This is a genomic window from Pseudoalteromonas sp. SiA1 (assembly GCF_018732205.1).
Lineage (GTDB): Bacteria > Pseudomonadota > Gammaproteobacteria > Enterobacterales > Alteromonadaceae > Pseudoalteromonas > Pseudoalteromonas tetraodonis.
This window is the reverse complement of sequence record NZ_CP076084.1, coordinates 3,172,330-3,195,932: the sequence shown is the minus strand read 5'-3', so window position 1 is coordinate 3,195,932 and position 23,603 is coordinate 3,172,330. Positions and strand designations below refer to the sequence as shown.

The following is a 23,603-nucleotide window of genomic DNA, read 5'->3' as shown; positions in this document are numbered from 1 at the left end:
TTTTATATTTAAAAATAAAAAGCGCCTAATCAGTAAACTAATAAGGCGCTTTGTGCGTCGTGCTTAATGCTGTTCTTTAATATCTGCATCGTGTACTTTTTTCATGAAAAAATACACAAAGAAGAGGCATAAACTAATAACGACGCCTAAAAATCCAAATGATAAAAATAGTACTGGGTCGCTAAAAAAATCTCTAAAGAATACGTCCATAATGGCCTCCTGATGTCTATGGGTTAATCATAGGCTGGCTTGGCAGGGCTTGATATGATCCAGATCAAGCTATTTAAAAGATTATAAAATGGGCAATGCAGATGTTGATTTTGATCAATAAAGTTAAGTCGATTTTGCACTTTTTAGTAAATTATCTGCGATTTTTTAATCACTTTTATAATAAAGATGGTCAGCAAAGTTCAGCTTTGAATAACCGTTGCTTTGTTTTAGGTTAAATAAAATAAACCTAGTGTTAAATATATTTGACATGGCTAAGGAGTGAACTTATAGTTTTAAAGTCAAAAATATTTTACTTGGGGTTAGCTTTATATGACTCGTTCAGAGCACTTTAAAGAATTTTTACAAAGCATAAGTTTTAGAGAACTGACGCTGAGTATCGATTTACTAGTAAGCGTGTACATATCTTACTTTTATGTAAACAGCCTAATGAATGCGAGTACGCAGCAGCTTAGTTCTGTTTCTTGGTTATCTGGTTTATTGCTACAGGTGTTAATTTATTCTGTGATACTTATAGTATTGAGCTATTTATTACTTTCATTTATCAGTGATAATGAATTAAATCAGCCACCTGATGTGAGAGAAAAGCAAATAAATTTAGTGGGTTATAAATATAAGGCCATAATATTACAGACGGGAATTTGTGTTGCTATTGTTCAGTATCAAATTGAAGCTAATAACTGGGGCCCAGCCATTGAATATAATATTCCATACTTACCAATGCACGTCATGGTAGGTGCTTTTTTGATTGCCGAAATAGTCAACTATATAGCGCAGCTTTATAAAGGTAGAACGGGTAATATTTATGAGTGAGTATGTAATAACTAACTCTATTCGAACATTACGCTTTTTACGCGATGAAATGACGCAAAAGCAATTAGCAGATGCTATTGGTGTAACTCGGCAAACGGTAATGGCAATTGAGGCAAATAAATATTCACCCTCTCTAGAAGTGGCTTTTAAAATTTCTATAGTTTTTAACTTGCCATTAGAAGAGGTGTTTCAATACAAAGCCAAAGATATGCAGCTTGGTTTATAAAACAAACCAAAGTAACCACGTATATTACGAGCTAATATTCATAATATAAGTGATATGATGAAAATAATGGTGAAAAATCATGCCAAATATTTATCGCTGTTATTGGGCGTTGAACAGGCTGTTAAATCCATACTATTAACTACATCAATCAATATTATTTGTTGCTGCTTTTCTAACTTCAACTCGGCGCCGAGAAGTGCTTTTCGAATTGCGGCGTAATCGGTAATCTCGGTTTGAATTGTTTTTAAATAGGCGCGGGTAGTACGTAGAGGCTTTAATACCTGCTGCTCAAATTCACTAATAGATTGTTCAAGCTTGCTCAGCTGTGTTTGGTTAATAGCTAGATTGAGAGAATCTAAGTAATACAGCAACAAGCATAGGTTGACGTTTTTACCTTGCAGGTTTTGGTAATCTAACAGGCGCGCTTGCATGCCATCTTCGCTATAAAGCTGACATGCAAACTGCCAAAAATCGTTGCTGTTAAGCAAGTTCATCGGCGAATGCCTGTTCTTTTTGTTCCATCTCTTCAAGGGCCATTAATAACTCTTCTTCAACATTATTAAGCTTAGGCGTAAGTGTGGCTTGCTTGGTAATTAGCTCTTTGAGCTTAGCTTTATTTTCATCGTTATAAAGTGTGTTATCGCCGAGCGCCTCTTCAACGTCAGCTAATTCTGCAGCAAATTTATCCAATTGTTTTTCAAGCTTTTCAATTTGCTTTTTAAGCGGTTGAATCGCTTTTCTAAACTCGGCCTCTAAGCGCTTTTGCTCTTTTCGGTTTACTTGTGAGTGGGCTTTTGGCTCGTCATCGGTGTCGCTTTTAGCGGCTTCTTTATTAGCATTAAGCAGCCACTGATAATACGCGTCTAGGTCGTAACCAAACTGAGTAACTTCGCCGTTATCAACTAAGTAAAATTCATCAGCGGTGTTTTTAAGCATGTGGCGATCATGCGATACCGTGACCATAGCGCCTTCAAAGCCTTGTAATGCCATAACCAATGCGTGGCGCATTTCTAAATCAAGGTGGTTGGTTGGCTCATCGAGTAACAGTAAGTTTGGCTTTTGATAGACTAACATAGCTAGCACTAAGCGCGCTTTTTCGCCGCCTGAAAAAGGGGCAACAGGGTCGAGTGCTTTATCGCCTACAAAGGCAAAGCCGCCTAAAAAGTCACGCAGTGATTGTTCGCTGGCTTTAGGGTTTAAACGTTGCAGATGAGTGACGGCACTGGCTTTTAAATCAAGTGATTCCAATTGATGCTGCGCAAAGTAGCCAATGTTTAACCCCTGATGCTGAAACACTTCACCTGCTTGAGGTTGTAAGTCACCAGAGAGCAGCTTAATAAGTGTTGATTTACCTGCGCCATTTCTACCAAGCAGCGCGATACGGCTACCTGGCACTAAGTTCAGCTTAATACTGTTTAAAATGGTCACATCACCATAACCGGCTTTAGCTTTGTCGAGTGTCATTAGCGGGTTAGGCAGAGCGGTTGGCTCGGCAAATTCAAAATCAAATGGCGAGTCAGCATGTGCAGGGGCAAGTTTTTCCATGCGTTCTAGCGCTTTAACGCGGCTTTGTGCCTGTTTGGCTTTACTGGCTTTAGCTTTAAAACGAGTAATAAATTGCTCTAAGTGGGCAATTTGATCTTGTTGTTTTTCAAACATGGCTTGTTGCTGTAATAAACGCTCAGCTTTTTGGCGTTCAAACTGCGAGTAATTGCCTTTATATACATTGATAAGTTGTTTATCTATATGCCAAATTTGATCAACCACCGCATCTAAAAACTCTCGGTCATGAGATATCAGTACCAATGTACCAGTGTAGGCACGTAAAAAACGCTCAAGCCAATACACAGCATCTAAATCAAGGTGGTTTGTAGGCTCATCCAGTAACAGCAAGTCGGCATCGCGAATAAGCGCTTGGGCTAAGTTTAAACGCATACGCCAACCACCCGAAAATGCACTTACTGGGTTTTCTATTTGGTTATTAGCAAACCCTAAGCCATGTAATAGCTCTCCTGCCTTGGCTTCTATGCTATAGCCTTTAATATTTTCAAGCTGAATATGCACTTTAGCTTGAGTGTCGCCATCATTGGTTTGCTCAGCTTCACGCAAAGCAATTCGTAGCGCATAATATTCAGGGTGGCCTTGCAGTACGTAATCTATAGCGCTTATTTCAAGGGCGGGGGTTTCTTGTTTTACTGAGGCCAGTGACCAATCTTTAGGAATACTGCAATTACCGCCATCCAACGAAAGCTCAGACTTTAATAAACTAAATAGCGTTGACTTACCACAGCCATTAGCACCAACAAGGCCTACTTTGTGCTCTGGAAATAATGTAGCCGATGCATTTTTTAATAAAGCTTTGCCACCGCGAAGCAGTTCTATTTCTGAGATTTGGATCATAAATACGTTACTTTACTGTGCCTTGATTGAATTGCGGCCATTATAACACGGATCTTATTAGCTATATCAATCGTATCAAGTAGGCAAATATTGCGATAAAATAACGTCAGTCAAAATGGTAGGAAAAACGAAGTGAAACATAAAAAACGATTTATTGCTGGAGCAACGTGTCCTGAGTGTAAAACCATGGATATGTTAATGCTCTACAAAGAGCATGACGTAGAAAAAGTTGAATGTATGCAGTGTGGTCACAAAATGGCTCAACCAGAGCAGGCTGTGCAGGCATCAACACGCCAATTTGAACAGATCATTGGCGTGTTTAATCCAGGCGACTAAACCTAAACAGTTTAGTAATGCGGTGGCGGAGGCTCCGGCATATTCGACATCATAGGTTGCGATGCTTGCGACTCTTTAAGTTTTTCAGCCAGCAATTCGGTTTGGCGCTTTATTTTTGCCAACTGTTGCTGGTGAACTTTTATTTCATCATTCAAAATTTCAATTGTTTCGTCTTGAAAAGCCACTTTAGCCTCAAGTTCCATTAGCCGATGTTCAATTGTGTTCATTTGGTTCTCGTATAATAAAGCGCTCAGCGATTCCGCTCGAGCTTTCAGTTAACAATGATTTACCGTTATCTGTAAATGCCACATCAAGTACCACTGCCGATTTGGGCTTACTGCCTTCTCGCGGAGTGACTTGCCATGTTTGAATTTTTTCACCGCTGGTTAGCTGCCATAAATCAACCCGTTTATTGGGTGAACCGGTTGCTAATAAAGTGCCTTGATCGTTAAAGCGCACTGCGGTAAAAATTTTCTGACGCGCAATATACTTTAGTTTACTAACAAGGTCACCTGTAGTCAGCTTCCATACATTTGCTTGTGCCATACTGTCGGCGGTAAAAGCATAGCGCCCTTGAGGATCTAAAGCGACCTGCGTTACTCGGGTTGGGTGATTAAAGCGATGAACTACTTGCCCACTTTGAGTATCCCATAAGTAGGCAACATAATCGTTAGAGCCGCTTAGTGCATAGCGCCCGTTGGGTGATAGGTCAACGGTATTTACTTTTTCTTGATGGCCTAAAAATTCAATGCGCCTACCTGTGTTAAGGTTTATAAATACCACAACGCCATCGCTGCGCCCGTAAACAACACTTTGGCCTTGGTTGCTAATGGCAATATCGCGAATGCTGGCTTTTTGTATTTTATAAAAGCCTTTATTTTTGCCGGTGGCAATATCCCAGACCGCAAAGGTGGTTTTTTCGGCGGTAACAGCCACGCTATTATCAAAAGCAATGGCTACGGCATAAACTAAGCTATCTTCAGCCTGCTGTTGAAACCATTGGTATTTAAGCGCTTGCTGTTGATTATCCCAAAGGGCGACCCCATGATGGATAGAAGACACTAAGCTGTATTGACCATCGTGCGATAACGCAGATGAAAAGGCGCCCTGTGCAGTGTGCTCAAAACTGGCCACTGCTTGTTGTTTTTCATCACTACATGCAATTGTTAATAAACAGCAAGTGGCGACTAAAAAAGTACGAAATAACGACATATTACAGGTATTTCCTCTTAACTCTTAGTGACTGAGAGGTTAGACTAGGTCTCGTTAAACGCCTAGGTTGTTTGTCTAATCACTGGATATGTTTTTAGTTTAGCTATTAAACAAGCAGCCTACCATGTAGGCCGTTAATCTTTAACTAGTAATATTACAATAAATGGCAACTGCAAAGTGTGTCGGAGATTTAAAATGAGAAAGACGATTAAATTGTCATTGATTGCAGCGTCAGTTTTAGCGCTTACAGCTTGTAATCAAGAAGCAAAAAAAGAGCAAGCAGACGTTAAGCTAGATACTGTAGCACAGCAACAAGCGTACGGTATTGGTGCATCTGTGGGTAACTTTTTAAATAAAGACCTAGCGGATAAAAAAGAAATTGGTATTGAATTAGACCAAGCTTTATTAATGCGAGGCTTTGAAGATGCACTTGCGGGTAATGCAAAAATTGACGAAGAGAAAATTCGTGAAGTACTAACAGCATTAGACGAATCAGTGCGTACTAAACAAGAAGAAAAAGCAAAAGTAGAGTCTGAAAAAAGCAAAGCTGAAGGTGAAAAATACCTAGCTGATAACGCTAAAAAAGAAGGCGTGATGGTTACTGAGTCTGGTTTACAGTACGAAGTAATGAGCGAAGGCGAAGGCGCAAAACCAGTAGCAACTGATGTGGTTAAAGTACATTATAAAGGCACATTGTTAGACGGTACTGAGTTCGATAGCTCTTACTCACGTAACGAGCCGACAACGTTCCCACTAAACCGTGTAATTCCTGGTTGGACTGAAGGTTTACAACTTATGCCTGTAGGGTCTAAGTACAAATTTACTATTCCTTCAGACCTTGCTTACGGCGATCGTGACTTAGGTAAAATTCCTGCTAATTCAACACTCATTTTTGAAGTTGAATTATTAGAAATTCAAAATGATGCAGCAGCTGCCGCTGCAGAATAAGCGTTATAGATAATAAAAAAGGGACCTTAGGTCCCTTTTTTATTACGTTGAATAACTAATTAGTCAGTGTGATTAGAAAATAAGTTATCAATCAGCTCATCTTCAAGTGCAAAGCGCGCTTCGAGTGCTTCACCCATTACTGAAAGATCGTTATCAAAGCCTTCTAGTAAATCTTCAGCGTCTACCTCAGCGTACTTATCGTTGAAATCCAGAGCGATGTCAGTGGTATCTGAAATACGTGGGTATATCGTATTAGCGAGTTGCTGGCTTTCTAGGCCTTTCTTTTCGCAGGCTTTAGCAATATCGTCGTACACTTCAAAGTGGCCGGCAGATAAATAATCCATTAAAATTTGGCAAAATGCCTGAATTTGTGATGGTTCAGGCAAAGACTGATCTTTTTTCTCATAAGGTGAAAAGCCTGCAATTTTACAGTAAAGCACAATCAACTCTTGGCGTTCGTTTAACCAATTATCGATGACCGTATGGCTACCCCCCCACTTTTGTTGAGCTTTTTCTACACGCTTCAGCATAATTCTTCTCCTAAGCTGGGTTGGATTTTTTAAATTAAAAATAAAACTTATGTTATCCAAGATATATTTAATTGGCGTGTATATCAACAAGTAAAATAGATGTAATACCAGAGGGAATTTTGTTTAAGGGTATAAGTTGTAAGTAATTTATTCCAGGCAAGAAAAAACCACCTATTACGGTGGTTTAATTTCTTTATTAGACTTGTTTAAACAAGCATTCTTATTTTTATTAGAGATTTTTATTATTTTTATATTAACAATTTTTGTTATTGTTTTGTTAACGCGGGAGATACAATATCAAGCTTTTTTAGATGTTGCAAATAGTTTAATGAAAAGTTTTTATTATTAACGTTTGTTTGGTTGTTTTATGTACAAAGTAACATGAAAATTAAAAATTACTTGATCTAGCGCTACTCTGTAGCGATTTAATCGCTTAGCGATAGAGGGGGCGTGAATATGGTGGTACAATCTTGCACAATTTCTAAAAGCCCTAGGACTCTATACGCTATGAGCGAATTAAAAAACGACCGTTATTTACGTGCCCTTGCCAAGCAACCTGTTGATGTCACGCCGGTATGGATGATGCGTCAAGCAGGACGTTATTTACCTGAATACCGTGCTACACGTGCACAAGCGGGCGATTTTATGAGCCTGTGTAGAAATGCTGAGTTAGCCTGTGAAGTAACATTACAGCCTTTGCGCCGTTACCCATTAGATGCAGCTATTTTGTTTAGTGATATTTTAACTATTCCCGATGCAATGGGATTAGGCTTGTACTTCGAAACAGGCGAAGGCCCTAAGTTTGAACGCCCAATTTCGTCACTAGCTGATGTTAAAAAAATTCCTAAACTTGATCCTACCGATGAGCTTGGCTATGTAATGAACGCAGTGAGCACTATTCGTCGTGAACTTAAAGGCGAAGTGCCATTAATTGGTTTTTCTGGTTCGCCTTGGACACTTGCAACTTACATGGTTGAAGGTGGTAGCAGTAAAGTATTTGGTAAAATCAAAAAAATGGCGTTTGCTGAGCCGCAAACACTGCATTTATTACTCGATAAACTAGCTGATTCGGTGATAGATTACTTAAACGCGCAAGTTAAAGCGGGTGCGCAATCGCTAATGGTATTTGACTCATGGGGCGGTGTACTAAGCCCGCGTGATTACAATGAGTTTTCATTGCAATACATGCATAAAATTGTTGATGGCTTAATTCGTGAATACGATGGCCGTAAAGTACCGGTTACTTTATTTACCAAAAATGGTGGTCAGTGGATTGAAGCGATTGCCGCAACGGGCTGTGACGCAGTAGGTTTAGATTGGACTATTAACATTGGTGATGCTAAACGTCGTGTTGGCGATAAAGTTGCACTGCAAGGTAATATGGACCCATCAATGCTTCATGGTACGCCTGATCGTATTCGCCAAGAGGTTGGTACTATTTTAGAAGACTTTGGTACTGGCAATGGCCATGTATTTAATTTAGGCCACGGTATTACACCAGATGTTGACCCAGAAAATGCCGGTGTATTCATTAACGCCGTGCATGAATTAAGTGCGCAATATCATAAATAGTTTCTAAATAACGATGAGTTATTAAAAAAGCCCGCTTGATTCAAGCGGGCTTTTTGTTACCTAGTGCTTAATATTACTTAAACAAGCGATTTAAACCATTTAACGCCGCAACTCGGTAGGCTTCTGCCATCGTTGGGTAGTTAAACGTGGTATTTACAAAGTAGTCGATGGTGTTGCCACCATTTTTTTGTTCCATAATAGCTTGGCCAATATGCACAATTTCAGAGGCACGCTCACCAAAGCAGTGCACGCCGAGTACTTCTTTGGTTTCTGTATGAAATAATATTTTTAAACTGCCCACATCGGTGCCTGCAATTTGCGCGCGGGCTAAATGTTTAAATTGCGCACGTCCCACTTCATACGGTACTTTTGCAGCAGTTAATTGCTGCTCTGTTTTACCGACAGAACTCATTTCAGGAATAGTATAAATACCGGCTGGAATATCAATAATCAGCTTTTCATCACAATTACCACACGCGATGGCATCTGCGGCAATTCGACCTTGATCAAAGGCAGCACTCGCAAGGCTTGGATAGCCAATAACATCACCTACCGCGTATACATTGTCTACTTCTGTTTGGTAGGTTTCGTTTACTTTTATCTGTCCGCGGCTATCTGCTTTTAAGCCAATGGCTTCTAAATTAAGGGTATCAGTGTTACCTGTTCGGCCATTGGCAAATAAAATACAGTCAGCTTTAACACGTTTGCCCGATTTTAAATGCATAACAACGCAGTCATCACGGGTTTCAATGCGATCAAACTCTTCGTTATGACGAATTACAATACCGCTATTCCAAAAGTGATAGCTTAATGCATCAGATATTTCAGCATCCATGAACGCCAATAAGCGATCGCGAGTATTCACTAAGTCGACTTTGGCACCTAGCCCTTTAAAGATAGACGCATATTCACAACCAATTACACCCGCGCCGTATATAAGTACGCGATGCGGGTCGTGTTCAAGGCCTAAAATAGTGTCACTTTCGTAAATTCGTGAGTGGGTGAAATCCACCCCTGGTGGGCGATAAGGTCGTGAGCCGGTAGCAATAACAATCGTTTGTGCAGTAAGGCGCTCAGTAGAACCGTCATTACGTCTAATTTCAATAGTGTGCTTATCAACAAAGCTAGCGTCGCCTTGAAACATATGAATGCGGTTACGATCGTAAAAACTGCTGCGTAAGTTTGACTGCTTTGAAATTACCGAACTGGCATGGCGTAAAATATCAGGAAAGGTAAGTCTTACCGGACGCTCGCCTACGTTAAATAAAGGATTTGCTTTGTATTCAATGTAGCGACTAACAGAATGACGAAGTGCCTTTGAAGGAATGGTACCCCAATGTACACAGCCACCACCCACGGCTGTTTGGCGTTCAATAACCGCTACTTTTTTGTTACTTTTAGAGAGGTTCATAGCGGTCCCTTCACCGCCAGGACCCGTGCCAATAATGATTGCATCATATTGGTATGTCACGGGTACTTTTTTCTTTTCTGGTTGTTTGGCCACAGCCACTCCTATTTTAACTAAAAGAGGCTTTTAATAACCTCGCATTAAGTGCTAGCCATGCCTGTTTTTGTGTTTCCCAGGCGGCCTCAAGCTCGTGATATTGTGCCATTAATGCCGACTTTTCACACTGCTTTGCCATATTATTTTTTTTAGCTTCCAACACTTGTTTTTGTAATGAGCAATAATTTTGCAGTTTTTTAAGCAACAAATCGTACTCTTGTTGTAATAATGTAAGCTTATCTTGCGCTAAAGGCAATTTTGCGAGGCGACCTTGTGTTTTGCTCATCAAGGTTTCTGCTTTAGCTTTTTCTATGCGCTCAACCGGTGTGCGCTTTAATTTACTCGCTAAACCAAGTGCAGCTAACGAGCGGATCATCCATTTAGTTGGGTCGTAATGAAACCACTTAATGCCGTTGCGGTAATCGCTAGCAAAAATATGATGAAAGTTATGATAACCCTCGCCATAAGTAAATAAGGCTAAAAAGCCGTTATCGCGTGCGGTATTTTTTTCTGTGTAAGGGCGAGAACCCCAAATGTGCGCAACAGAGTTAATAAAAAAGGTAAAATGCTGGCTCAGTACTAAACGAAGTAGTCCCGTTAGTAATAACATGCCCCACACATCACCTAACATTAAACCTAATACCAGTGGTAAACCAACATTCATGGCAACTACCAGCTTTAAGTAATGTTTATGTTGCCACATCACTATTTTATTGCGTTGTAGGTCGCGGCAATTGCTGTAATCACCGTAGCTATCGCCTTGGTAGTCGCGCAGCATCCAGCCTATGTGACTATACCAAAAGCCGTTGGTAGCGGCATAAGGGTCTTTTACAGGGTCATCAACTTGACCGTGGTGAATACGATGATCGCTGCTCCAATGCAGCGCACTGTTTTGCAAAGCAAACGCGCCGCCTAAGGCAAAAATAAATTCAACGACCGGGTGTGCGTTGTAGGTTTTGTGCGCCCATAAACGATGGTAACCCGCAGTGATCGATAATCCCGCGAAAAACATGCAAGCTACAAAAGCAGCCCATTGTGTGCCTGTAAAGCCATAGTTAAACCCATACCAAGGTACAAGTGTAACAGCAGCCAAAAACGTCAGGCTAAAGAAAAGGACGTTGGTCCATATAAGTGGTGGTTTTTTCATCTTTCTCATTTCTCAGCGTACAACTGTACGCTAAAATAATATTTCAATCTGCTGCCGTCAAGTATTAGACTGTACTATTAGCTATTTTTTTAATTAAAAATTTATTACAAATTCATTCAGGGAGCTGTTGATGTCGGGCGTTAGAGCACAACAGAAACAAAAAACACGACAAGCATTAATTGAAGCTGCTTTTAATCAGCTTAGTGCTGATCATAGCTTTTCAAATTTGAGCTTGCGTGAAGTAGCGCGCGAAGCCGGTATTGCGCCCACCTCTTTTTACCGTCACTTTAAAGATATGAACGAGCTAGGTTTAACCATGGTTGATGAAGCGGGTTTAACGCTGCGTCAGCTGATGCGTCAAGCTCGTAGGCGAATAGCCAGTGGCGGCAGTGTAATAAATACGTCTGTGGTTACTTTTATGGAGTTTATTGATAACTCTAGTAATCAATTTAGATTATTGCTGCGTGAACGCTCAGGTACCTCAAAAGCATTTAGAGCGGCAGTAGCACGTGAAGTGAAACACTTTATTTTAGAGCTTGCTCATTATTTAGAAAGTGAAACGCCCTGTGATGCGATTCATGCGTATATTCAGGCAGAGGCTATGGTTACGTTGGTATTTAATGCTGGCGCCGAAGCGCTAGATATTGAAGGTCAGCAACGCGATGAATTAATTGAGCGAGTTATTTGGCAGTTACGCTATATTACTCGTGGTGCGTCAAATTACGTACGCGCAGAAAAGAAAGAGTAAATATTAAAAAAAGTTAAAATAAGCACTGTACTTTACGGTGCTTGTTAATTTAAACGCCACGCCCTCCAAGGTTGAATTCTTTATCTCTTTTTTATCTATTTATTGAATTTAAAATCCCTTAAAAGTCTTGTGTAATTATTTTTATGGCATTTTTATGCTTGCACCTACTGCGCTGCAATGATAAAAATAAGCCTCATTGGACACACACACAAGAAAACAAATGCAAACTAATCGTTTAATTACACTAAAACTAAACCTCTTACTGCTGTGGCAAGTGAGCGGGGATTAGTGTGTTTGCATTGAGCTAAACAACAAAACCCCGCAATTGCGGGGTTTTTTTTATCTCGCTGCAGGGATAAATCGAAATTTGGGTAACACAGGAATGAGGGGCAGTTATGCAAGAGCAAGATAAAGTATGGATTTTTGATACCACCTTACGTGATGGCGAACAGGCACTTAAAGCAAGCCTGACTGAAGATGATAAAATTCAACTAGCGCATACCATTAGCCGCTTAAATGTGGATGTCATGGAAGTGGGCTTTCCGGTTTCGAGCCCCGCTGACTTTCGCTCAGTGCAGCGAATTGCCATTGAAGTAAAAGGCCCTATTATTTGTGGCTTAGCACGCTCGGTTGCCAAAGATATTGAAGCCTGTGGCGAGGCGCTTCGCAGTGCACAGCAAAGCCGTATTCATACTTTTATTGCAACCAGCCCTTTACACCTTGAGCATAAACTACGTATGAGCTTAGATGATGCAACCGCGATGGCGGTTAAATCAATCAAGCTTGCCCGTAATTACACTGATGATGTGGAATTTTCATGTGAAGACGCAGGACGTACACCACATTGGGATTTATGCAAAATAGTTGAGCAAGCTATTAATGCCGGTGCATCCACGATTAACTTGCCAGATACCGTCGGTTTTGTAACGCCAGATGAATACGCAGCAATGATCCGTCATTTAATGAACAACGTGCCAAATATTGATAAAGCCCGTTTAAGTGTGCATTGCCATAACGACTTAGGCTTAGCCGTTGCTAACTCTGTTGCTGCCGTTCAAGCCGGTGCGCGCCAAATCGAATGCACCATTAATGGTATAGGGGAGCGCGCGGGTAATTGTTCACTTGAAGAAGTGGCGATGATCATGAAAATGCGCAAAGACCATTTAAACGTATATACCGATATAAAAAGCGAAGAAATTTACCGCGCCTCTCGCCAAGTAGCCAAAATTTGTAATATGCCGGTACAGCCAAATAAAGCGATTGTTGGCGAAAATGCGTTTGCCCACAGTTCAGGTATTCACCAAGATGGTGTATTAAAAGCGCAAAATACCTATGAAATTATGTCACCTGAAAGTGTGGGTGTGCCAAGTAATCAATTAAATATGACCTCGCGTTCAGGGCGTCATGTTATAGAGCATCGCTTAGAAGAGTTAGGTTATCAAAAATCTGATTACGACATGGATAGCTTATACCAAAGTTTCGTTGCGTTAGCTGACCAAAAAGGCACAGTATATGACTACGACCTAGAAGCAATGATTTACTTTAATCAAATCAGTGACAAAGATGAAAAATATCAATTAGAGTTTGTTCACTCTACGTCGAACTCTCAATCGGTAGCCAGCTCAACGATAGGTTTGTTGATTGATGGCGAAGCAAAACAAGAAGCGGCCACAGGTAACGGCCCGGTAGAAGCCTCATTTGCAGCCATTGAGCGCTTAACTGGTATGAGCGTTGAAATGATTGAATACAATTTAGAGGCCACCGGCCAAGGTGCAAGCTCATTAGGACAAGTGAATATTATTGCTAAATATGATGGCCGTCCTTATCACGGTGCCGGTATTGCGGCCGATGTGGTCGAAGCCTCAGTACGCGCTATGGTTCGGGTTTATAACTTAATTTATCGAGCACAAAAAGTGTCTGATTTAAAACAACAAAGGAAAGCAGGATGAGTAAAACACATTACAGCGTTGCCGTATTAGCGGGCGACGGTATTGGCCCAGAAGTTATGGCAGCTGCAGAGCAAGTGCTTGATGCAGTAAGTGATAAGTTTGGCTTTACTCTGAACCGTGAACACCATGCTATTGGTGGCGCTGCCATTGATGAATTTGGCAAAGCACTTCCTGATACGACCTTAAAAGCGTGTGAAAACGCCGATGCTATTTTATTTGGCTCCGTGGGTGGCCCTAAGTGGGAACATTTACCACCGAATGACCAACCGGAGCGCGCGTCATTGTTACCACTGCGCAAGCACTTTGGTTTGTTTTGTAACTTACGCCCTGCTCAGTTGTTACCCGCATTAAGCGCTGCATCACCACTACGTGCTGATATTAGCGAAAAAGGGTTTGATATTTTATGTGTGCGCGAGCTAACGGGTGGTATTTATTTTGGTGAGAAAGGCCGCAGTGGCGAAGGGGCAGAAGAAACTGCATTTGATACGCAAACTTATTCACGTAAAGAGATAGAGCGCATTGCACGTTTTGCTTTTGAGGCCGCTAAGTTGCGCAGCAATCATGTGACCTCGGTTGATAAAGCCAATGTTTTAGCATCAAGCGTTTTATGGCGCGAAGTGGTAACCGAAGTGAGTAAAGACTTTCCAGAAGTGAGCTTAGATTACATTTATGTAGATAACGCAGCGATGCAACTGGTTAAGCAACCTAGCCAGTTTGATGTATTACTTTGCGATAATTTATTTGGTGATATTTTATCGGACGAGTGCGCCATGATCACCGGTTCGATGGGGTTATTACCGTCGGCAAGTTTGAATCAATCAGGCTTTGGCTTGTATGAACCCGCGGGTGGTTCAGCGCCTGATATCGCCGGGAAAGGGGTGGCAAACCCAATCGCACAAATTTTAAGTGCCGCATTAATGCTACGTTACTCATTAGGCCAAGACGAAGCGGCTCGTACGATTGAAAAAGCAGTCGCAGAGGCGGTTGAAGCCGGTGTGGGAACGCCAGATATTTATCCGCAGGGCGGCTATACCACCACCGATGTAGCAGCGGCCATCGTTTCACGCATTTAATTATTAAAGCCACAGCACCGTCAGGCTGTGGCTCAATCAGATCAGGGAGTTAGCAAGTGGCCCAAACCTTATACAATAAAATTTGGCAAGCACATACCGTTGCCAGTATTAATGAGCAAACCGATTTACTTTATATTGACCGTCATTTAGTACACGAAGTGACGTCACCACAAGCATTTGCAGGCTTACGTGAAAAAAATCGTAAAGTGCGTTGTCCAGAAAAAACCATTGCCACCATGGATCATAATGTTTCAACTAAAAGTCGTTCACTGGATGCAGCCAGCGAAGTCTCTAAAAATCAATTAATGGCACTGGATGCAAACTGTAAAGAATTTGGCATTTTGCTGTACGACTTAAATTCAGTAAACCAAGGCATAGTGCATGTTATTGGCCCTGAGCAGGGGATTACTTTACCAGGTACCACTATAGTCTGCGGCGATAGTCATACTTCAACGCATGGTGCGTTTGGTGCCTTGGCACATGGTATTGGTACCTCAGAGGTTGAGCATGTATTAGCTACGCAAACGCTACAGCAAAAAAAGGCGAAGTCGTTAAAAATTCAAATTAACGGTGTATTACGCCCTACAGTAACAGCTAAAGATTTAATTATGGCGGTTATTGGTAAGCTAGGCACTGCTGGTGGCACTGGCTATGTGGCGGAATTTTGTGGTGAAGGCATAGAAGCTCTATCAATGGAAGCCCGTATGACATTGTGTAACATGAGCATTGAAATGGGTGCCAAGGCAGGTTTAATTGCCCCAGATAAAATCACTTACGAGTACTTAAAAGGGCGCCCGTTTGCACCTAAAGGTGCTGATTTTGATGCCGCTGTTGCCTACTGGGAAACTTTAAAAACGGATGATGGTGCTCATTTTGATTTAGAAGTAGAGTTAGATGCAGGCAGTATTCAACCGCAAGTTACTTGGGGGACTAATCCAGAGCAAGTGATTGGCGTTGATGAATGTATTCCAGATCCAGATAAAGAAACCGATTTAATTAAAGCCGATGCAATTCGCAGTGCGCTTAAATACATGGGCTTAAAAGCGGGCGATAAACTATCAAGCGCCAAAGTAGACACGGTATTTATTGGCTCATGCACCAACAGCCGCATTGAAGATTTACGCGCTGCAGCAAAAATTGTTGAAGGTAAACAGGTTTTAGCTGGTATTGAAGCGCTGATTGTTCCAGGCTCAGGCTTAGTTAAGCAGCAAGCTGAAGATGAAGGCTTAGCCGATATTTTTAAAGCTGCAGGGTTTGAGTGGCGCGAGCCGGGTTGTTCGATGTGTTTAGCTATGAACGATGACCGTTTAGGAGCTGGTAAACGCTGTGCTTCCACCTCGAATCGTAATTTTGAAGGTCGCCAAGGGCGCGGCGGGCGTACACACTTAGTGAGCCCTGCAATGGCGGCAGCAGCTGCAATACATGGTCACTTTGTTGATATTAGAGGAGAAGCTTAATGAGCATCTATTTTAGCGGCTTAATGGCCCCACTTGATAAAAACAACGTCGATACCGACCAAATTATTCCTAAGCAGTTTTTAACTTCAACCAGCCGTGATGGTTTTGATGCAGCACTGTTTTACGATTGGCGTTATTTAGATAATGGCGAGCCAAACCCTGAATTTATTTTAAATCGTCCTTGTTACCAAGGTGCGCAAATATTATTAACCCGCGATAATTTTGGCTGTGGCTCATCACGCGAGCACGCACCATGGGCATTAAAGCAATATGGGTTTGAAGTGATTTTAGCTGAAAGCTTTGCTGATATTTTCTTTAATAACTGTGGTAACAATCAAATGCTTGCTATTACATTGCCAGCGCAAACGCTGGAAGAGTTATTTGTGTTAAGTGAGCAGCACGACGATATTCACATTGATGTGGATCTTGAAAACCAGTTACTTACCAGCAATAAGTTTGCGCCAATTCGCTTTGATATTCGCAAAGACGTGAAAGAGCGTTTATTAAGTGGCTTAGACTTTATTGGTGTAACCGAAACCCTCAATCCGCAAATTGATGCGTTTGAAAAGCAGTTAGCCGCAGAGAGACCGTGGCAGTAACCTTTTACATATGAAACTGGAGCGCAACTTAGGTTGCGCTTTTTTAATCGCTTATATTAAAAAACCACGCAATAAGCTTGCTAATGTAATCATTGCAATTAGTAATAAATTGAGAGTTTTAAATTTCTGGTAGCGGACTACCTTTGGGTCGTTGATAGTCGAAAAAAAACCATCTTTAAATGACTCAGCAAGATTGGCATAGGGTGTCCCATCTAATGAATTTTGTGATAATTTTTTCCATTGTTCTGGGTGCTGCTCAGCAAGGTGTTGATATATGTGCAGAGTGTAGCGATTTTGAATAATTAATAGTAATACGATGATTATTAAGCCGATATATTTTTCCATTTAAATATGTGCTCCGCGCTAAAACTGGCTTTACGTTTATACCAATCCGCAATAATACTCAATCATTTTGCGGGGCTAAACGTGTCGCTATCTGTGTTAAAAAATTCTAATTTCGAACAACTAAATAGCGAATTTTTTGCCTAGCTATCACCCCGTTTTTCCTGCCTCAAAATAGACCGCTTAATTAAGCGAATTGGTATTAGTTATTTCCCCTTTATCAAACAACAATATTTAATTTCTTATCTTCTTTCAAGCGATATTTTTTTACTAATTAATTAAAGTAAAACCCTATTGTTCTGTTAATTTTTATTGCTGTTCATCGTGATTATTTTCTTTGTGTTTGCTTAAACGCTAAGCTGATTTTTTACATGTTTAGGGACACATTATGAAATTATTAACAGCTGCAGCGTTTATGCTGGCATCCACTGCTGCATTAGCACGTCCAGCGCCTTTGGTATCAATTCCAAGTCATGATAGCTTTTTCAATAGTATTGCTGCTCACTGCGGTAAAGCTTTCGAGGGTAAAGTAACGGTTGATAATGCAACAGGGCCGAGTTCATTTGCCGATAAAAAGTTAATTATGCATGTGCGTAAGTGTAATGACCGTGAGTTACAGGTGCCGTTTCATGTCGGTGATGATGCTTCACGTACGTGGATCATTACTAAAACAGGTAGTGGTTTGAGCCTAAAGCACGATCATCGCCATAAAGATGGCAGCGATGATGTGTCTACTATGTATGGCGGTCATACTGTGGATGCGGGTTTTGCTAATATGCAGTCATTCCCTGCAGATCAGTATTCAAAAGAGTTATTTGTTAGCCAAGGCATACCGCAATCGGTAGGCAATACATGGCAAATGTATATTTACCCTGAACAGTTCACTTATCGACTTATTCGCCAAGGTCGCGAATTCCGTGTTGATTTTGATTTAACTAAACCTATCACACCACCGGCTGCGCCGTGGGGATATGGCGTTAACTAACTTAGTTCAGGTTAACTACAGTAAAACCACAGGCTATTTTAATACTCAGTGGTTTTACTGAAAATAACGAGGTGTTATTTTTTTGAGGTTTTTTCTGCAGGCATTTCACACTGCACAAATACACTGAGCGGTGGCTGATAAGCACGCGGTTTAGTTGGAAAGCGTTGGTACTCCTGCACGCCCTCAGTCACTTTTAACATAAAAGGATTATCGTGACATAAACGATTTGCGTGGCGCAACAAAAACACACTTTGGTTTCTAAAATGTGGGTAGTCGTCAGACTGTATTTCTAGGTGGTAATTGTTAGTGTCTATTTGAGTTTGCTTATAATGCACCTTTTCATCAAAATCATAAAGTCGCTGCATTTCACTTTGCTCTGCCGACACACTCAAACACCCCGTTAATAAACACCAGCTAATAATTCCATGTATGTAATGATTGGCTTTTATACTCATAAACCTTTAACTCCATCTTGATTTTGGGTAGTGTGATCAGCATATCTATTAAACCCGTTATGATATAAGTCTAACACCCAAAAAGGGGAAATGTGATGTTCAAGCAAATTAAACAGCTTTTTTCGAGTATTGATCAGCAAGATTATGATATTGAACAACATGATTTAAAAACAGCGGTTGCCGCATTATTAATTGAGGTAATGCGAGCGGATAACGATTTACAGGCTGATGAGCAACATACGCTAAGTCTAACATTAAAAAAATATTTTGATTTAACGGATGAAGCAGTAGATGAGTTAACCGAGCAAGCAAGTGCAAGCTTAGATGACGCCATTGATTATTTTCAATTTTCTAAGCAAATTAACAATCAATGTAGTGCACAGCAACGCATTGATATAGTTGAATTACTTTGGCGTTTAGCGTACTCCGATGGAGAACTTGATCCACAAGAAGAATACGTTATTCGTCGTGTTGCTAATTTATTGTATGTTACCCATGAAGACTTTATTGCTGCAAAGCTTGCAGCAACAAAGTTATAGTGGCTGCTTATTTAAGCTTACTTGCTACGCTAACTAACTGCTGTGCAAGACCAGCCACTTTTTCAGCGGTAGCGGGGTCGCTAATTCGACCGTTGTCATCTAATAAAGTATGAATAGCCGGTACTGCCAGTTGGTTCGCTAATACTAAGCTGCCAATGCCTGATAATATATCACGCACATGATTTAAGCCCCGTAAACCGCCCAACCCACCTGGTGAGGCTGCATATAACGCGGTTACTTTATTTGCAAATGCAGGCTCTGCGCCTTGTTCGGTGCGCGATGCCCAATCAATAGCATTTTTTAACACGGCGGTAATAGAGCCATTATATTCTGGGCTGGCCAGCAAAATGCCATCGGCTGCGCGAAGTTTGTCTTTAAGTTGTTGTACACCGGCTGGTGTGCCTTGTGCCTCGAGATCTTCATCAAACATAGGAATGGCTAAGTCTGCGAGTTTAATCACTTCTACTTCAGCGCCACTTTCTAAAGCAAAGCGTGCCGCTTCGTTAATGAGTTTTTGATGAAAGCTATCTTTACGTAAGCTACCTGCTAGGGCAATAATTTTTGGTGTTGTCATGAGCTGCTCCTGATAATGAGTTTGTATAATGTGACTTTAACAAATAATCACTTGCAGAAAAGCCAAATAAACGCAAAACTTGTGTGCGTATATGCACAGATTAAAGAGTAGTTATCATGGCAATTCAATTTAATGATTGGCAAGACCTGAAGGTTGCTTACGAGGTAGCGCGCTTAGGTACTTTAACTGCCGCGGCCGAAGTGTTAGATGTTCACCATAGTACGGTGCTCAGGCGAATAAATAACTTAGAAAAAAGCTTAAATGCGCGACTATTTCATCGCCATGCTCGCGGCTACAAAGTCACAGAAATTGGCGCTAAGTTATTTACCACAGCACAAGCGATTAATGGTGAACTAGAGCGCCTACATAATGACATTATTGCTGCAGATAGCACCTTGCAAGGTAGCTTGTTACTCACCACAGTTAGTGGCTTTATTGATGTATTAAGTGAGGTGTGTGAGCAGTTTCAAACCTTGCATCCGCAAGTGCAATTACAAGTGATTATGGATCAAAAACGCTTACGTTTAGATCATGGCCAAGCACATATCGCAGTAAGAGCTGGACCCAGACCGGATGAGGGTGATTATATTGCTCAGCATTTAGCGGCGCTCTCGTCAGGATTTTATGCATCAAAGCATTACATTAGCCGTTATGGGTTGCCACAAACATTAGCGCAACTATCGCTGCATAGCTTTGTGTCAGGTGTAGCAGGGTATAATGCCAAAGTGCCTTACTTTGCATGGGTTGATGAAAATATTCCCCCGTCGCAAGTTAAGCTAAGAGTGTCAGAAACCTCAGAAGCGACCCGCGCCATCGTTAAAGGACTCGGTATTGGCGGATTACAGCATGATGTTGCAGCGCAATACTCTGATTTAGTCCCTGTACTGCCTAATGAACTGAGTTGGCCAACCGATTTGTGGCTGGTTACGCATCATTTAGTGCATCGAACGGCAAAAGTTCAAGCGTTTAGTCAGCTATTAAAAAATTATTTTAAGCAGCGAAAGTTAAGTTAAAAAGGCTACAACGATTTTTTTATTGAAACACCTAAGCGCTTGGCTAGCCGCGTTAAGTTAGCGCGGTCGACCTGTAAACTACGCGCTGTGCTTGCCCAGTTATAATTATGTTGTTTAAGTTGCTGTATTATAAGTTGCTGAGTATAGGTATCTGTGGCTTGCTTTAACGAAATGTTGTTTGCTAAAGGTGGGATTACAAGCTGGTTTGAGTGTTCAAGAGCTAAGGTGTTAACATCGCTTAAATTTAGCTCACAATGCGCAGGTTCAATAGTAATAATTGGTTGCTGCCACTGATGTTGTTTAGCCTTTAATGCAGCCCGATTAATCACATGCTCAAGCTCCCTCACATTGCCTGGCCAGTCATATTTTTTAAGCAGCAGTTGCGTTTCAATACTGAGTTTTAGCTGTTTAATAGCGAGCTTGCGGGCTGTTTTTTCTGCAAAATAACCGGCTAATAAAATAACATCTTCATCACGGGCTTTCAATGGAGCGACTGTGAGTGGATAAACACTTAATCGATGGTACAAATCGGCGCGAAACCGTCCTTGTGTTACTTCGTGTTTTAGGTCGCGATTGGTTGCTGCAATCACTCTAACATCGACATATTTAAGTTCATCTTCGCCAACGGTTTGTACTTCGCCACTTTGCAGTACGCGTAATAATTTACTTTGCATAGCCAGAGGCAGCTCGCCGATTTCATCTAAAAATAAGGTGCCGCCATCGGCTAACTGAAATTTACCTTGGCGGGCATTTTGGGCGCCGGTAAAAGCGCCTTTTGCATGGCCAAAAAATTCACTTTCTGCGAGGTTTTCAGGCAGTGATGCACAATTTAAATGAATTAATGGCTGATCTTTACGTGCGGAGTGTAAGTGAATATTACGTGCCACCAACTCTTTGCCGACCCCAGTATCACCTAAAATAAGGACACTAAAGTTTGATGCCGCAACCAGTTTTATCTCATTTTTAAGCGTTTGTATTGCTGAGCTTTGGCCAATAATTTCACCACCATCACGTTTGAGCGCCTCACGGTTTAACGCTTGTACTAATTCACTAGAGTGCTGCGCATGTTGTTTGTAATGGGCAAGCTCTAGGGCTGTTTTAAAGTGCGCACTGCACAAGGTTTGTAAGGTGTTGAGTGTATCAGTGGTAATACCGTCAAACGCATTGGCGTTAAGGCTATCAAAGGTCAGAATGCCAAGTAGTGCGTTTTTATCATAAAGGGGTAACCCTAAGCAGGCATGCACTGGAATATCACCGGTTTTAGCCAGTAGTAGCCCGTCGTATGGATCAGGTAGTGGACAGTCATGTGCAAATTGCAGAGCCAAACGACTACTGCAGATGGCTTTAAGGCGAGGATGCTCCGCAATATCAAAACGTCGTCCTAGGCTATCGGGCATAAGCCCTTTAATGGCTAAGGGTTTTAATTGCTCACCTTGGCGAATTAATAATGCACTGGCATCGCTGGGAATAACACGTTCAACCGTGGCTAAAAGTTGCTCAAAACTGTGAGCATGTAACGTACTTTGCGCAAGTTCTAATGCAACTTGCGTCAGGTTGAATTGTTGGTTCATGTCAAAATGACCTTTTAGTGTATTTTTACAGGTTTTATAGTAGGTCATAAAGACCCATTTTGTAAAGCGAGTTAATTTAACCTTTTGAATATTATAGGTTTAATTGGTTGGCACACTCTGTGTAATGCTAAATGCAAGCAGTTAGTTATTACATAGGAAATAAACATGTTATCCGATAAAACCATACAAATAGTTAAAAGCACGGTGCCATTGCTTGCAGAGGCAGGTACGGTCGTAACCGATCATTTTTACAAGCGCATGTTTAGTCATAATCCCGAGCTTAAACATATTTTTAATATGACTAATCAAGAAACGGGTCGTCAGCAATTTGCATTATTTAATGCGTTGGCTGCGTACGCGCAAAATATTGATAATTTAGCCGTGTTAAAAGAGGCGCTAGCGCGAATTAATCATAAGCATACCAGCTTAAATATTTTACCTGAGCATTATCCTATTGTGGGCGCACATTTAATCGGTACGTTAAAAGAGCTTATTCCTGAGCAGTTTACTGCCGATGTTGAATATGCGTGGCGCGAAGCCTACGGTGTACTTGCTGATATTTGTATTACCGAAGAAGCGGCATTGTATGCGCACAGTAAAAACAACCATGGTGGCTGGGCAGGCACGCGCCAGTTTGAAATTACTGATAAACATATTGAATCTGAATTCGTAACTAGTTTTACGCTGACACCTGTGGATGGTAAAGCAGTTATTACCTACAAGCCAGGACAGTACATTGGCATTAAAGTTAAGCCTGAGGGCGCAGAATATGAAGAGATCCGCCAGTATTCTATTTCGCAAAAGAGCAATGCTAAAAACTATCGTATTAGCGTTAAAAAAGAGTGCCAACCAAAGCCTGGCGTGGTGTCTAATTATTTACACTCACTAGAGCAAGGCGCACGAGTAGAGTTATACCCGCCAGCGGGAGATTTCATTTTAAAAAATGAGGCAACTCCAGTGGTACTTATTTCAGCAGGCGTTGGCCAAACCCCGATGATGGCGATGCTGCAAACGCTACTTAGTGGTGATAAAAATCAAGCGATTAGTTATTTGCACGCGTGTGAAAACAGCCGCGAATTTTCATTTAAAGGGTATTTAGCGCAGCAAACGGCAATGCATCCACAGCTAAAAACATTTACTTGGTTTAATCAAGGTGGCGAGGAGTGTGATTTCACTGGGCTAATGGATTTATCGGTGCTTGAGGCATCATTACCTATTAGCGAAGGGGCATTTTATTTGTGTGGACCAGCATCATTTATGGCTTACGTAAAAGGCCAGCTACTTGATTTAGGTGTGCAAAGCTCAAACATTCACTACGAAATATTTGGACCACACCAAGCGTTATAGGTTAATTAAAAGCGTGTGTTACACGCTTTTAATTT

Annotated in this window: 25 protein-coding genes; 14 read left to right on the top strand and 11 right to left on the bottom strand. The window is 41.3% G+C overall.

Translation table 11 applies throughout. The annotated features are described in order from the left end of the window. The first annotated feature begins 540 nt into the window (after nt 1-540). Together KK487_RS14870 and KK487_RS14865 are read left to right on the top strand one after the other, a co-directional pair. Complete coding sequence (locus KK487_RS14870; RefSeq protein ID WP_013466172.1) at nt 541-1,041, top strand: hypothetical protein; 501 nt, start codon at nt 541-543, stop codon at nt 1,039-1,041. Further along, nucleotides 1,034-1,267: a helix-turn-helix transcriptional regulator gene (locus KK487_RS14865; protein WP_013466171.1), complete on the top strand. Its 234-nt coding sequence runs from the start codon at nt 1,034-1,036 to the stop codon at nt 1,265-1,267. Before KK487_RS14870 ends, KK487_RS14865 begins: the two co-directional genes overlap by 8 nt. A gap of 77 nt (nt 1,268-1,344) precedes the next feature. On the opposite strand, the gene KK487_RS14860 is transcribed toward KK487_RS14865, so the two are convergent. Next, nucleotides 1,345-1,761: a TIGR02444 family protein gene (locus tag KK487_RS14860; RefSeq protein ID WP_013466170.1), complete on the bottom strand. Its 417-nt coding sequence runs from the start codon at nt 1,759-1,761 to the stop codon at nt 1,345-1,347. Beyond that, nucleotides 1,748-3,667 carry an ATP-binding cassette domain-containing protein gene (locus KK487_RS14855; protein ID WP_013466169.1) on the bottom strand — a complete coding sequence of 640 codons (1,920 nt, stop codon included), beginning with the start codon at nt 3,665-3,667 and terminating at the stop codon, nt 1,748-1,750. Before KK487_RS14855 ends, KK487_RS14860 begins: the two co-directional genes overlap by 14 nt. A 132-nt stretch (nt 3,668-3,799) precedes the next feature. Here KK487_RS14855 and KK487_RS14850 point away from each other — a divergent pair, with 132 nt between their 5' ends. Beyond that, nucleotides 3,800-4,003: a YheV family putative zinc ribbon protein gene (locus tag KK487_RS14850; protein WP_008114218.1), complete on the top strand. Its 204-nt coding sequence runs from the start codon at nt 3,800-3,802 to the stop codon at nt 4,001-4,003. Between the two features lie 11 nt (nt 4,004-4,014). Here KK487_RS14850 and KK487_RS14845 read toward each other — a convergent pair whose 3' ends face one another. Together KK487_RS14845 and KK487_RS14840 are read right to left on the bottom strand one after the other, a co-directional pair. After that, nucleotides 4,015-4,230, bottom strand: a complete 216-nt coding sequence (locus tag KK487_RS14845; RefSeq protein WP_013466167.1) for a SlyX family protein — start codon at nt 4,228-4,230, stop codon at nt 4,015-4,017. Continuing rightward, nucleotides 4,217-5,215 (bottom strand): WD40 repeat domain-containing protein, encoded by a 999-nt coding sequence (locus KK487_RS14840; protein ID WP_013466166.1) that lies wholly within the window; start codon nt 5,213-5,215, stop codon nt 4,217-4,219. Before KK487_RS14840 ends, KK487_RS14845 begins: the two co-directional genes overlap by 14 nt. A 195-nt stretch (nt 5,216-5,410) precedes the next feature. Here KK487_RS14840 and fkpA point away from each other — a divergent pair, with 195 nt between their 5' ends. Then, complete coding sequence (fkpA, locus tag KK487_RS14835) at nt 5,411-6,163, top strand: FKBP-type peptidyl-prolyl cis-trans isomerase (protein WP_013466165.1); 753 nt, start codon at nt 5,411-5,413, stop codon at nt 6,161-6,163. 59 nt (nt 6,164-6,222) lie between these two features. Here the strand turns inward: fkpA and KK487_RS14830 are convergent, their stop codons facing one another. Next, nucleotides 6,223-6,693: an Rsd/AlgQ family anti-sigma factor gene (locus tag KK487_RS14830; RefSeq protein ID WP_013466164.1), complete on the bottom strand. Its 471-nt coding sequence runs from the start codon at nt 6,691-6,693 to the stop codon at nt 6,223-6,225. A 507-nt stretch (nt 6,694-7,200) separates the two neighbouring features. Between KK487_RS14830 and hemE the strand changes: the two genes are divergently transcribed. Beyond that, entirely contained in the window at nt 7,201-8,265 is a 1,065-nt protein-coding gene (hemE, locus tag KK487_RS14825; protein ID WP_013466162.1) for a uroporphyrinogen decarboxylase, read from the top strand. 73 nt (nt 8,266-8,338) lie between these two features. Here hemE and sthA read toward each other — a convergent pair whose 3' ends face one another. Both sthA and KK487_RS14815 read right to left on the bottom strand, forming a co-directional pair. Beyond that, on the bottom strand, nt 8,339-9,769 hold the full coding sequence (sthA, locus tag KK487_RS14820; protein ID WP_016900074.1) for a Si-specific NAD(P)(+) transhydrogenase: 1,431 nt from the start codon (nt 9,767-9,769) through the stop codon (nt 8,339-8,341). A gap of 13 nt (nt 9,770-9,782) precedes the next feature. Then, nucleotides 9,783-10,916 (bottom strand): acyl-CoA desaturase, encoded by a 1,134-nt coding sequence (locus KK487_RS14815; RefSeq protein ID WP_013466160.1) that lies wholly within the window; start codon nt 10,914-10,916, stop codon nt 9,783-9,785. A 130-nt stretch (nt 10,917-11,046) separates the two neighbouring features. On the opposite strand from KK487_RS14815, the gene fabR reads away from it, so the two are divergent. The 5 genes from fabR (at nt 11,047) to leuD (ending at nt 16,742) form a co-directional block, all read left to right on the top strand. After that, entirely contained in the window at nt 11,047-11,664 is a 618-nt protein-coding gene (fabR, locus tag KK487_RS14810; protein ID WP_013466159.1) for an HTH-type transcriptional repressor FabR, read from the top strand. Nucleotides 11,665-12,059: 395 nt separating this feature from the next. Beyond that, nucleotides 12,060-13,613, top strand: coding sequence for a 2-isopropylmalate synthase (gene leuA, locus KK487_RS14805; RefSeq protein WP_036957067.1), 1,554 nt, complete (start codon nt 12,060-12,062; stop codon nt 13,611-13,613). Beyond that, nucleotides 13,610-14,686 (top strand): 3-isopropylmalate dehydrogenase, encoded by a 1,077-nt coding sequence (leuB, locus tag KK487_RS14800; RefSeq protein ID WP_013466156.1) that lies wholly within the window; start codon nt 13,610-13,612, stop codon nt 14,684-14,686. Before leuA ends, leuB begins: the two co-directional genes overlap by 4 nt. 56 nt (nt 14,687-14,742) lie before the next feature. After that, nucleotides 14,743-16,143, top strand: coding sequence for a 3-isopropylmalate dehydratase large subunit (leuC, locus tag KK487_RS14795; protein WP_008465616.1), 1,401 nt, complete (start codon nt 14,743-14,745; stop codon nt 16,141-16,143). Continuing rightward, nucleotides 16,143-16,742: a 3-isopropylmalate dehydratase small subunit gene (gene leuD, locus KK487_RS14790; protein WP_028834822.1), complete on the top strand. Its 600-nt coding sequence runs from the start codon at nt 16,143-16,145 to the stop codon at nt 16,740-16,742. Before leuC ends, leuD begins: the two co-directional genes overlap by 1 nt. A gap of 51 nt (nt 16,743-16,793) precedes the next feature. Here the strand turns inward: leuD and KK487_RS14785 are convergent, their stop codons facing one another. Then, complete coding sequence (locus tag KK487_RS14785; protein ID WP_036957068.1) at nt 16,794-17,087, bottom strand: hypothetical protein; 294 nt, start codon at nt 17,085-17,087, stop codon at nt 16,794-16,796. 385 nt (nt 17,088-17,472) lie between these two features. Between KK487_RS14785 and KK487_RS14780 the strand changes: the two genes are divergently transcribed. Continuing rightward, nucleotides 17,473-18,069 (top strand): hypothetical protein, encoded by a 597-nt coding sequence (locus tag KK487_RS14780; RefSeq protein ID WP_028834823.1) that lies wholly within the window; start codon nt 17,473-17,475, stop codon nt 18,067-18,069. Between the two features lie 74 nt (nt 18,070-18,143). Here the strand turns inward: KK487_RS14780 and KK487_RS14775 are convergent, their stop codons facing one another. Further along, nucleotides 18,144-18,524, bottom strand: a complete 381-nt coding sequence (locus KK487_RS14775; protein ID WP_013466152.1) for a hypothetical protein — start codon at nt 18,522-18,524, stop codon at nt 18,144-18,146. Nucleotides 18,525-18,619: 95 nt separating this feature from the next. On the opposite strand from KK487_RS14775, the gene KK487_RS14770 reads away from it, so the two are divergent. Then, nucleotides 18,620-19,063 (top strand): tellurite resistance TerB family protein, encoded by a 444-nt coding sequence (locus KK487_RS14770; protein ID WP_013466151.1) that lies wholly within the window; start codon nt 18,620-18,622, stop codon nt 19,061-19,063. A 7-nt stretch (nt 19,064-19,070) separates the two neighbouring features. Here KK487_RS14770 and KK487_RS14765 read toward each other — a convergent pair whose 3' ends face one another. After that, complete coding sequence (locus KK487_RS14765; RefSeq protein ID WP_013466150.1) at nt 19,071-19,637, bottom strand: NADPH-dependent FMN reductase; 567 nt, start codon at nt 19,635-19,637, stop codon at nt 19,071-19,073. Between the two features lie 116 nt (nt 19,638-19,753). On the opposite strand from KK487_RS14765, the gene KK487_RS14760 reads away from it, so the two are divergent. Next, nucleotides 19,754-20,650 (top strand): LysR family transcriptional regulator, encoded by an 897-nt coding sequence (locus KK487_RS14760; RefSeq protein ID WP_028834824.1) that lies wholly within the window; start codon nt 19,754-19,756, stop codon nt 20,648-20,650. 5 nt (nt 20,651-20,655) lie between these two features. Here KK487_RS14760 and norR read toward each other — a convergent pair whose 3' ends face one another. Further along, nucleotides 20,656-22,221: a nitric oxide reductase transcriptional regulator NorR gene (gene norR / locus KK487_RS14755; protein ID WP_028834825.1), complete on the bottom strand. Its 1,566-nt coding sequence runs from the start codon at nt 22,219-22,221 to the stop codon at nt 20,656-20,658. Between the two features lie 165 nt (nt 22,222-22,386). Here norR and hmpA point away from each other — a divergent pair, with 165 nt between their 5' ends. Next, on the top strand, nt 22,387-23,568 hold the full coding sequence (gene hmpA / locus KK487_RS14750) for an NO-inducible flavohemoprotein (protein ID WP_028834826.1): 1,182 nt from the start codon (nt 22,387-22,389) through the stop codon (nt 23,566-23,568). Nucleotides 23,569-23,603: the final 35 nt, after the last annotated feature.